Consider the following 11703-nt stretch of genomic DNA (forward strand, 5'->3'; position numbering starts at 1 on the left):
TATTTTATCATATCTTCTTCATTGCATGATGCATGTAAATGCTTGATTGCCAGCCAACCTAATTCGGGGAACATGCCTGGCACAAAATTTGCTACTTTATCATATTACTCTATTCGTCATTGTCACCTCAACTTCAGGTTACTATAAGATTTCCTGTCGAACGTTTCAGGAAGTGGCAGGAACATGTATGCCATGCCTCCCTACTAAAAAGAAAAAAACCTTGTGCAGGTTAGTGCACAAGGTTTTTTCGTTTTTTAAACTGTAGGGAACGCCCTAAGCGGTAGTGATGTCAAAGTTTGCCCGGTTGCTGAATCGGTAAGATTCTCTTCTAACTGGAATGATGGCACCGCTTCAATATGCTTGAATTTCTTCAGGAATGTAGTTAGCGCAATCTTTGCTTCCAGTCTGGCTAGCGGCGCTCCCAGGCAGAAATGAGGGCCATTTCCGAAGGTAAGGTGTTTCTTATTATTAGGGCGGTGGATATTAAGGGTGAAAGGATCTTCAAACATCTCTTCGTCCAAGTTAGCTGCGCTCATCCAAACAACCACGTTATCGCCTTCTTTCAATTCCACTCCCAATAGATCGTTATCTTCCTTTACGGTGCGATCCAATTTAATAAGATTGAATCGGAAACGGAGCATTTCTTCGACCGCCTGCGGAACCAGATCCAGGTTTTCATGTAACTCTTGATACACTTCTTTGTCATCATATAGCAAGGAATAAAAGCTATTGGCCAGTAAATGACTTGTTGTCTCGACCCCCGCTCCTAAAATCAGCATGGTCGTCCGGACAACCTCATCATCCGTAAACATTTCCCCATCCACTTCTGACTTCAATAGATCTGAGATGATATCATCTGTCGGGTTTAATCGTTTTTGCACTACAATCGGATACAAATACTGATAGTATTCTTTTGCTGCCACTTGCTTTAATTCATTTACTTCTTCTTGTTTTTCTATATCAAACGGAAGGAATAAGATATCCACCCATTTCTTAAACAATAAACGATCTTTTGAGGGAACGCCCATTAAATCCGACATGACAATGATCGGAAGCGGACTCGCCAATGATTGCACAATATCGATTTCCGTGTCCTCATCCATTTCTCCGATCAATTCATCTGCAATTTCCTGAATGCGAGGTTCCCAGTTTTGAAGACTTCTAGGTGTGAATGCTGCGGCAAGCAGTGAACGGCGTTTTCTATGCTCAGGTGGATCAGCTTCAGTGATTTGGATCTTTTCAGGCACAGAACCTTCATCACTATCCGTACCAACCGATATGGTAGTCCGTTTCCGAACACTTGAAAAATATTTATAATCACTGAGAACCCGCTTCACATCTTCATATTTAAAAACATTCCACGTATCCGTTCCTTCGTGATAACTCACGGGGTCATTTTCTAGCATCCGTTTGCACCAAGCGTACGGACTAAATTCCTCCGTCCGTGTTTTAAACCTAGTAATTTCTTTTACTGCAATAACTTCTTTCATGATACCGACTCCTCCCACTTCTCAAAAGTTACCTAACAAAAGGATCGAATGTTCAGCATTCTCCATCTCCGTCGATTTGTTATAGGGTCGAGCATTCCTGATAGACTTTTCACCGAATCCTTAAATACACATCTATTCCATTATAGGGTAAAAAGCCGCAACAAACCATGCATCTTCCATACCAGCAGCCGTACATGAAATTTGCACCACAATCCCAACACCCCTATGTAAAACTGCTTATTTTTTACAATTTACTTTCTTTTTCTATTTTTTTATGTCTCTCAATTGATGCTCAAAATCCAATCCTCTTTTTCAAATTCGGAGACAGTGCTTTTACTAAGTTATTTCAGTATAGATTATTTTATAATTACCGGAGTTTGTAAAATCACGTTGATTGGAACGTAGGGCACTCACTTTCCGCGGGCGGTCCGGGAGCCTCCTCGGCGCTCTTTGCGCCTGTGGGGTCTCCCTTGGACACGCTTTTCCCGCAGGAGTCTCGAACACCCGCTCCAATCAACTGGAACGTTTTTTAAATAAAAAAACTGCAGGCAAACTCGCTTTTCTTCGAGTTTGCCTGCAGTCTGAACGATGCTGCCGTCAATTTTTGCCCCTTTTAATCAGTTCATGTAAATCATCCATTTTCTTTTCCATGATATCCAGTCTGGTTTTACGTTGCTTCATGGAACGGAAAAGAGATACGGTCCCAACGATTATCAGGATTAGAAATACAAGGCACAACAATTGGTATATCAGATCCGCAATATTAAAACCACTCACTATGTAATCCCCCTAAATGGCATTCTCAATATTCTATTATACACCAGGAAAAATGAACAATTTAACCTTTTTAAGGAGAATCGGGAATAAAAAACCGATAGCTATTTGCTATCGGTTGCAGACTTTAGACAAAATCGATGAAATCAAGTTTGTTTCAGTTTTTATGAGGGTTTATAAAACCTCGAACGTCGATTGGAACGTAGGGCACTCGCTTTCCGCGGGCGGTCCGGGAGCCTCCTCGGCGCCTTGCGCCTGCGGGGTCTCCCCTCGACGCGCTTTTCCCGCAGGAGTCTCGCACCTTCCGTTCCAATCAACTTTGTTTTAAATTTTAGGTAAAACCCCTTTTGTCTACAAATTCAAACCGATAGCTATTTGCTATCGGTTGATCTTTTATCCCTCTATTTGTTGATCGTCGTCAATATCTTCTTGAGGCACAATTAATTCGTTATAGAATGCAGCAGTTGTTGTTCCTGCATAAGGAATCAACCATAGTAAACCAATTCCCAGCGTGAACATGCAAAGGATGCCCCACCCGATGAAGCTTAGGTGCATAAGGAAATACTTCCATTTCAAGCCCTTCATTCTTTTTCTGCTCTCTGTAATGGCTTCAAGCACCGTGTATTCAGGATGATCCTTCAATAAGAAAAACTGCTGCGAATAAGCGATAGCCTTGATGATACCCGGAATGATTAATAATAATGACCATAAAAAAATGAAAATTGCTTGTAAGATGGATGCCCCAATAAGCTTGAAAGAGGTTTTTCCATCTTTATAGATAGCGAATACTTCTGGAATATCAGGGTTTTCTTCCCTAACCAAATTCAGGTAGAACCAAGTGGTTGAAATGGTAAGCGGGATTAGGGCAATGGAAAAGACCATGCTGAAGATATCAGTCCATAATGGTGTTTCTTCCTGCATGAGCCATTGTGAAAACCCACCGCTTCCGATCACTTCGACAATTAAAGGTAAAATGAGGTTGATCAAGAACAAGAGCAACATAAGCGAAACAGTTACTCCCCATTTACCTCCCAACGACTGAAGGGCTTTCCTCTTTAATTCTGAGATTCTCATACTCTGATTTAACTCCCCTTTTTTAAACGGCAGAATTCTGAATGTTCCTTTATTGTAAATATGGATAGATTCAGAAAAACCACTATTTATTTGATGTCTAAATCTCATAATATTTCTAGTCGCGGGCTTAAATTCCTAGAAAGCTCACACGGATAGAGTCAAGCGGTTGAACCGGTTTCGAGCAACCATGATCAACTCCTTTCTTGCCCTTGGTCTACTGGCTTGTTTGTTCCATAACAGTTTATGAAGGGGAATATGGCAATATGCCCTTCCAAATTAAAATACCTTCGCGAAACCATACCCTGTTAGGAGGGTGTACGGTCAGCGAAGGCGCTTGTATTTATCGTTAAAAGTACTTTCGTTAATCTAGTTCTATTTTCCTTCTCCCAGATAGACCTTGCCACTCATTTAATACTAACCTAAAATTTTCCGAACAGCATGGATAAAAATGTTAACACCGTACTCCATGGCATCTTCGTCAAAAGTAAAACGCGGATGATGATGGGGATAGGTGATTCCCTTTTCCTTATTCCCGGCTCCTATCAAGAAATAATTGCTAGGTGCTTTCTGTTGGAAAGCCGAAAAGTCCTCAGCCCCCATCGTCGGTTTTTGATGGTCGACAGAATGTTCTCCATAAACTTCACGGACAGTTTCTTCAATGAGCTTGGTGACTTCATTGTCATTTATGACTGGCCGATATCCAGTTAGATAGTTAAATTCATAAGAGGCACCATGTGCTTCCGTAATGCCTTTGATTACCCTTTCCATAAGAATTGGCATGGATTCCCGGAATTTCAAATCAAAACTTCGAACCGTCCCGCTAATCTCTACGGAGTTTGCAATGACATTGGCCGCTTCCCCTCCAACGAACTTTCCGATGGAGAGAACCAAGTTGTCCAACGGATCTGTATTGCGGGACACGATATATTGAAGATTCGTAACGACCTGGGCACCGATCGCGATGCTGTCAATCGTTTCATGAGGTGCAGAACCATGGCCTCCCTTTCCTTTGATGGTCAGAAAGAAACCATCCGGCGCAGCCATCATCGGGCCATACACGATGCCAACTTTCCCGACTTCAAAGGTGGACATGAGGTGGGCACCAATCACGATATCCACACCTTCCATAACGCCTGCATCTACCATTTCCTGCGCTCCCCCAGGAAAATACTCTTCGGCATGCTGAAAAAAGAAGCGGACTTCACCTTTCAGGCTATCTTTCATTCCGGAAAGGATTTTCGCCGTACCAAGAAGCATCGCCGTATGACCATCATGACCGCAAGCATGCATGACACCTGGTGTTTTGGATTTAAAATCGAAAGAGTTCTCTTCATCAATCGGCAGCGCATCCATATCTGCACGGATGCCTAATGTTTTTCCAGGCTGTGTACCAATCAAGCGGGCCATCACACTGTATTTTGTCGGACGTGTAACTTCAAGGTTTCCAAAGGACAACAGGGTTTCGTATACGAATTGCGATGTCTTCTCTTCTTGATAAGATAATTCCGGATGCTGGTGAAAATGACGTCGCCAAGCAATCACATCTTCTCTTACACTTTTTATTTCCGGATATAACTTCAAACTTTGCATGACCATTTCCTCCTCAAATATGAACTATAAGATCTATCCATCCAGTAAATCAGCAAGTTGTGTGCCAATTATTAATTTCCTGCAATTAACCTTCCCGCTCCTTGAAAAATAGGATTTCAGCAAACCCTTTGCGCCTTATACACTCAAACGGCAACATCGATTCCAGGCTTCCTCGCATGGAAGTGTAAAAAATTTTACCCTCTAGCGTAAAATTTTTTTTACTACTATTGAACATCCGTACCAAGAAAGTGAAAGGGACGAAAAGGAAACCTGCCCCCTTTTCGTCCCTATTTCTTCTATTTAGTTATCGTCTTTTCTTTTTGATAAACCAAAGAACCGCCCATATAGGTTTCTTCCACTGTAATCCTATCGATTTCCTCCGGTCTGATCGCCAAAATATCTTGGTCGAGCACAATGAAATCTGCATGATAGCCCGGAGTGAGCTGGCCGACATCCGGGATTCTCGTTATCTCCTGAGCTGCCCGCGTGTATAGTGTAATCGCAGTAGGCACATCTACACGCTGATCCTGACCTGTGTCCGTACCGTCATAGGCAACACGAGTTACGGCTGCCTTGATTCCAACGAACGGATTGACCGGATCGACCCATGCCGTTGCAGGTGCATCTGAAGAGAATGCCAGTTTAATGCCTGCTTCTAACATGGATTGGATGGGGTAGGTTCGCCTTGTGCGATCTGCACCCAGATTATTAAGGTAGCTTTCGATTTCGGCATATAAGAAGATTGGTTGGGGAACAAAAGCGATACCCGTTTCAGCTGCCCGCTGAAGTGCTTGCTTTGTAGGCATGGCTGCATGTTCGATCCTTATCGATGGACCATCCGCGATCCATCCCGTTTTTCCATAAAAGGTATTCACGATCAAATCGATCGCTTGCTCCCCCATTGCATGTATGACCAATTGAATATTGTTTTTCCTGGCTGCTTCAGCTGCACTTAACAACTCTGCCTCTGATGTCATCTGTATGCCATGGTTCTTTTCTTCCCCTAAAAATGGCGGATCGACCCACGCCGTTTGACCCGACACACTGCCATCCGAGAATAACTTAACCCCACCTATATGATTCTGGCTTTCTCTGTTTGTTTTACCCTTATCTAGGATCATATCATTTTTCATATCTTCCCAAATATAGTATAAAACTGTACGTTGCTTTAGGCCCTTTTCGCTTGCTGCCCTATACATATCCAAGTAATCGATCGGCTGGGTCCTTGCCAGGAGTTCAGTGATTGCAGTGATCCCATGCGATAATAATTTGGGACTCAGTTCGGCAAGAGCATCTGTTTCTTCTTCAAATGTTTGAACCGGCATCACTTTATTGACCAATTCTTTTGCATTTTCCCGTAATATCCCTGTCGGCTCCCCTTCTGAATCCCTGTCAATCTCCCCCCCTGCTGGATTTGGCGTGTCCTTCGTGATCCCGGCCAATTCCAATGCCTTGCTGTTGACGACGATAATATGGCCGCAGGTCCGGGTTATGACAGCAGGGACGTCCGTTGTCGCCCTATCCAAATCGTAGCGTGAAGGGGACCGTCCTTCGGTCAATTTCCCTTCATCATATCCCCAGCTTTCAATCCAATCGCCTAAATTATGGGATTTACACTGTTCATGAACAGCCTTGATCAAATCCTCAATCGATTCAACGACAGGGGGCATACATGGAATTTGCTTGGCTGCCTTAGCTAAAAATAGCGGATGCAGATGTGCATCAATTAGTCCGGGAAGTACCCGCCGCCCTAGAAGATCGATCCGTTCCCCATTCATTCCATCTGTCTCTGACTGTTCTCCAACCCACTCGATGCGCCCATTACGAACAACCATGGCACTCGCATAAGGTTGTTTCGGATTCGCTGTAAATATTTTTCCATTTATATAAATAAAATTCATATTTCGTTTATTCGCATTCATACTTTCCCTCTCCTTAATAAGTAAAATCAAATGATGAAAGCTTAACCCTCCATTTATTTCCACACTTAAACTTATGCCGTTTCACAACATTTAAGATGAATGGTTTTCGCCATTCATGGGGCTTGAAGGAATTTCCTGAGCCTGTTTTCCGTGGATGAACGTTCCCGCCACGAATCCCAGTACTGCCGGAATGAGCCAGGCAAACCCATACGAACTGAATGGAATGATGGAAATGAAATCATTCATGAATCCCATATGGATGCCTATGCTTTCCAATGTTTCGCATAAACTGATGATGAAAGTGGCCAGGACCGACCCCTTATAGGCTCCCGCGTTTGGTATGTATCTGCGGAAAACGCCAAGTAAGACAAGCACAATCGAAACAGGGTAAATTCCCATGAATAACGGTACGGAGTAGTCAATGATCTTTTCGACACCCATTAGCCCCATCAACACTCCAGTGGCACAAACGACGATCACCCAATTGCGATAACTCACTTTTTGTTTCGTCAACCCGCTAAGGAAGTCTGCTATCGAAGCAGTTATTCCAATCGAGGTGGTAAGGCACGCTAATGAAACTGCTATAGCCAATGCAATCGTGCCGTAATCACCAAGCAGATTATAAACCAGGCCCGTCACCAGCTGCGCACTTTCCATGTCCTCCGGGAATAACCCGCTTCCTGTAGCACCGATATACAGAAGCCCTCCGTATATGATGAGCAACCCAAAACCAGCCACTATGGTTCCATTCAGGACCACTTTCTTCATTTTGGAAGGTTCCTCATATCCTTTTGCTGCAATCGAGCCAATGAAAACCGAGGCACAAAGAAGGCCCGTGAACACATCACCCGTCTGATAAGCGCTAAAAAAGGAGTGGCCAAACGGATTTTGAATTTCCGTATTTACAGGCGCCCCCAATGGGTCGAAAGTGCCTTTGATGACGATAAAAAGAAGAATCGCGAACAGAGCAGGCGTTAGCACTTGTCCGACTTTATCAATGAGATTGGATCGATCGCTGGCAAAATAAAAATTCAATCCAAAGAAAACGATCATCGTCACGAAAGATGGTACATTCGGGAACAATGTATGAACCCCCATCTCATGGGTCGTAGCGGCCGTCCGGGGTACAGTGACGAGCATCGCAATCCCTATCATGACGACCAGATTGAATACCTTATAAAACCAGGGGCTTATCGGCCTTGTCAGTTCTTCGAATTTCCCTTTTGAATTCAGTACCGCCACAACTCCCAGTATAGGGAGTACGATTCCCGTAAGAATGAAGCCAACTAGCGCCACAGGCCAATCCGACCCTGATACAAGTCCGATCGACGGAGGGAAAATCAGGTTGCCAGCCCCAAAAAATACGGCAAATAAAGCAAAACCAAAAATAAGGCTGTCACGTACTTTTTTCTTGTTTGTATTCATCCATTCACCTCTATTTTTTTTATCACTCAATGAAACATCTTTTAATACGCCTATCCTACTATTAAGTATTAAGCAAATTCCGTGCCAATCTTAATAGTTTTTATCCATACTAACCTATGACGCTACATACAAGGCAAAAAGGGCCACGATTCTATTTAGCGTATAGAATCTTGACCCTTTGATTATCCAAATCCATTAAGAAGTGGTGAAATTTTTCCCCCTAGCGTAAAAAAATTTTTACCGTAATTTATGTTTTTCCATTTTATATTTCAATAATTGTTTGGAGATGCCAAGCTGTCTGGCAGATTCCGCAATTTTCCCATTCGTGTTTTTCAATTGACGCACAATGATCTCTTTTTCATATTGCTGAACCGCATCTTTTAAGGAATCCACATTAAGATTGTTGTCTTCAGCCATTGGAGCTTCCGTATAATCTCTGATTCTTCCAGGAATATCATCAAGAGTGATTCTACTGGACTGGACATGATTATATGCCGTCTCGACCGCATTTTTCAATTCCCTGATATTCCCTGGCCATGGATATCTTTTGAAGCATTGGAGCACTTCATCCTGAACACCGTCTATATATATATTCATCGTATTGTTGTAAAAATTCAGATAATGATTCACAAGGACCTCTATATCCTCTTTTCTTTCCATCAAACTTGGCAAGTCAATCTGCACGACACCAATTCTATAGAATAAATCTTCCCGCAGCCGTTTCTCAGCCAGTAAAATATCCGGTACCTCATTCGTTGCTGAAATCACCCTAATGTCCAAGCGGATATTTTTCTTTCCGCCCAGTCTCCTGATCGTTTTCTCTTCTATCGCCTTCAGAAGCTTCACCTGAAGATCAATATCCAAGGAATTGATTTCATCCAGAAATAAAGTTCCGCCTTCGGCCTGTTCGAATAGACCCGGCATATCTTCCGACCCGGTGAAGCTCCCTTTATTCGTACCAAACAAAGTGCTTTCCCATAAACTTGCAGGAACCGCACTGCAGTTAAGTGAAATGAAGGGCTTTCCAAATCGATCGCTTAAATTATGGATCGCCTGGGCGATAAGTTCTTTCCCTGTGCCCGTTTCCCCAACGATCAACACATTTGAGGTCGTTAGCGCAATCCTTCCAAGTTTATCTTTAATGCTTTCCATTTTAGGGTTAACCGTGATTATATCATCGACCGTATAAACGGTATTATTTCTCCTGAAGATTTTATGGCTCGAATATTTGTCCAAATGTTGGATGGCATCTTTGGAAAAGAATCGCTTAGAGAATTCCACGGCCCCAATGATTTTACCGTTTTCGGCTATCGGAAATGTGGAATTGATCGTTTCGATGACCTCTCCCGTTTTGGTAATCATCTCTTGTTTTATATTACATAACGGTTTTCCCGTCCTTAGCACATTCATGAGCGTACTATTTTCGTTCGTGATGTTTTTATAAAAGGAAGTGACACTCTTCCCCATGAATTCTTCCGGCCTTATCCCAAGCTCTTTAAGGACATTTAAATCTGCCATATCATAAAAAATGATCATCCCTTTATCATCTACGACCAAAACATTATCAAAATCGGTTAATCGCCTGAATATATCCACATCCATATTCACCCTTCGAGCCTCCTCTCAACTTTACATATTCAACCCAAGACAATTCCCGCAGATCGGTCCATTCACTTTGTAGCTTTTTGGTTTGAAACTGCTTGATGCATTGTCCAATCATTCTGATATTTTACCATGAAACAGGGCGTTTTTTCTTTTCAAACTTTTTCCTGGCTTTATCATCACCATTTAAATGATCACAACAAAAAAAGAGCATCCCAAAGCGGAAATCGCTTCCGCCTTTGGAACACCCTCTTTCCTATAATCAATCAGAGCCAGTTATAACAAAATCGTCTTGGAGCAAAGCTAAAGGAAGCTTTCTATTAATAGGATCCCCTGCCGAAACATTAATTTCAGTAATGTGACCGCTGGCACCTATTGAAACATCAATCAATTTCCCATCATCCGTTTTCACTAAAAAGAGCCTCTCCCATTCATAAACATAGGAATTCTTTTGAACGTAAACTTGTTCGACGGTCCCATCCTGAGCACACTCGATGGTATGAATCGGTTTTAACACGGAATCACTCCTCCACTCTCCATTATTTGACTAAAGCTTATACCCAGCCACGGAATATTGAGGCTTCTGCCATTTTTCTGACACCCACCATATACGCTGCCAGCCTCATATCCACTTTTCTTGTCTCGGACATTTCGTATACTTGATTAAATGAATTGACCAATAACTCTTTTAATTTGGTTTGGACTTCAGCATCTTCCCAATAATAACCTTGATTATTTTGAACCCATTCAAAGTAAGAAACTGTCACACCGCCTGAACTTGCCAATACATCAGGTACGAGAAGCACATTGCGTTCCGTCAAGATCTTGGTTGCTTCCAATGTGGTAGGTCCATTCGCTGCCTCCACGACAATTTGGGCTTTGATAAGATGTGCATTTTCTTTGGTGATTTGATTGGAAATGGCAGCAGGCACTAAAATATCACAATCTTGTTCCAGAAGTTCCTGATTGGTGATTGTATTATCGAATAGTGTCGTTACCGTTCCAAAGCTATCCCTTTTATCAAGTAAGTAATCGATATCCAGACCATCCTGGTTATAAATGGCACCATATGCGTCCGATATACCAATCACTTTCGCACCTGCATCATGCATGAATTTGGCCAAAAAGCTTCCTGCGTTCCCAAACCCTTGAACGATGATGCGTGCACCTTTCAATTCTATGCCCTTACGCTTTGCCGCTTCCTCGATACAGATGGTGACACCTTGTGCAGTCGCCTTTTCCCTACCGTGTGAACCGCCCAGTACCAGTGGCTTACCTGTAATGAAACCAGGAGAATCGTGTTCTCTTATTCTACTGTACTCGTCCATCATCCATGCCATGATTTGTGAATTCGTATAAACATCCGGGGCCGGAATATCTTTTGTCGGCCCCACTATTTGGCTGATTGCCCGAACGTATCCACGGCTAAGCCTTTCCAATTCACCGATGGACATTTGGCGCGGATCACAGATGATGCCGCCTTTTCCTCCGCCATATGGCAGATTCACAATTCCGCATTTCAAACTCATCCACATTGAAAGTGCCTTGACTTCTTCCTCATCGACTTCGGGATGAAAACGGATTCCGCCTTTCGTCGGACCGACAGCATCGTTGTGCTGGGCACGGTATCCAGTGAAAATCTTCGTCGTATTGTCATCCATCTTAATTGGAATCCGGACGGTCAGCATCCGAAGAGGTTCCTTCAAAAGCTCGAACACTTCTTCAGAATAGCCAAGCTTATCAAGCGCCTCCTTGATTACGACCTGTGTTGAATCAAGCAAGCTGGCAGTTTCTTTTTCTTCTTTGACAGTTGTACTCAATGGAAT

General features: G+C 42.9%; 9 protein-coding genes. All 9 read right to left on the bottom strand.

Annotated elements, in window-relative coordinates; all coding sequences use genetic code 11:
* Window positions 1–254: 254 nt before the first annotated feature.
* The 9 genes from AC3ISB_RS21420 to AC3ISB_RS21460 all read right to left on the bottom strand — a co-directional run bounded on the left by AC3ISB_RS21420 (window position 255) and on the right by AC3ISB_RS21460 (window position 11697).
* Window positions 255–1493, bottom strand: a complete 1239-nt coding sequence (locus AC3ISB_RS21420; protein WP_489276987.1) for a cytochrome P450 — start codon at window positions 1491–1493, stop codon at window positions 255–257.
* A 594-nt stretch (window positions 1494–2087) separates the two neighbouring features.
* Window positions 2088–2267 (bottom strand): DUF4083 family protein, encoded by a 180-nt coding sequence (locus AC3ISB_RS21425; protein WP_489274193.1) that lies wholly within the window; start codon window positions 2265–2267, stop codon window positions 2088–2090.
* A gap of 390 nt (window positions 2268–2657) precedes the next feature.
* Window positions 2658–3338: a DUF975 family protein gene (locus tag AC3ISB_RS21430; RefSeq protein ID WP_098373610.1), complete on the bottom strand. Its 681-nt coding sequence runs from the start codon at window positions 3336–3338 to the stop codon at window positions 2658–2660.
* Window positions 3339–3752: 414 nt separating this feature from the next.
* Window positions 3753–4928 (bottom strand): M20 family metallopeptidase, encoded by a 1176-nt coding sequence (locus tag AC3ISB_RS21435; RefSeq protein ID WP_452449650.1) that lies wholly within the window; start codon window positions 4926–4928, stop codon window positions 3753–3755.
* A gap of 296 nt (window positions 4929–5224) precedes the next feature.
* Window positions 5225–6850, bottom strand: coding sequence for an amidohydrolase (locus AC3ISB_RS21440; RefSeq protein WP_489274196.1), 1626 nt, complete (start codon window positions 6848–6850; stop codon window positions 5225–5227).
* A 90-nt stretch (window positions 6851–6940) separates the two neighbouring features.
* Window positions 6941–8275, bottom strand: a complete 1335-nt coding sequence (gene brnQ / locus AC3ISB_RS21445) for a branched-chain amino acid transport system II carrier protein (protein WP_489274197.1) — start codon at window positions 8273–8275, stop codon at window positions 6941–6943.
* A 237-nt stretch (window positions 8276–8512) separates the two neighbouring features.
* On the bottom strand, window positions 8513–9877 hold the full coding sequence (locus AC3ISB_RS21450; protein ID WP_480339770.1) for a sigma-54 interaction domain-containing protein: 1365 nt from the start codon (window positions 9875–9877) through the stop codon (window positions 8513–8515).
* A 262-nt stretch (window positions 9878–10139) separates the two neighbouring features.
* Entirely contained in the window at window positions 10140–10394 is a 255-nt protein-coding gene (locus AC3ISB_RS21455) for a biotin/lipoyl attachment domain-containing protein (RefSeq protein ID WP_098373606.1), read from the bottom strand.
* Between the two features lie 37 nt (window positions 10395–10431).
* The gene (locus AC3ISB_RS21460; RefSeq protein ID WP_098373605.1) at window positions 10432–11697 is read right to left on the bottom strand and encodes a Glu/Leu/Phe/Val family dehydrogenase; all 1266 of its coding nucleotides are present in this window, start codon (window positions 11695–11697) and stop codon (window positions 10432–10434) included.
* Window positions 11698–11703: the final 6 nt, after the last annotated feature.

The organism is Peribacillus sp. GL_122 (genome assembly GCF_057835005.1).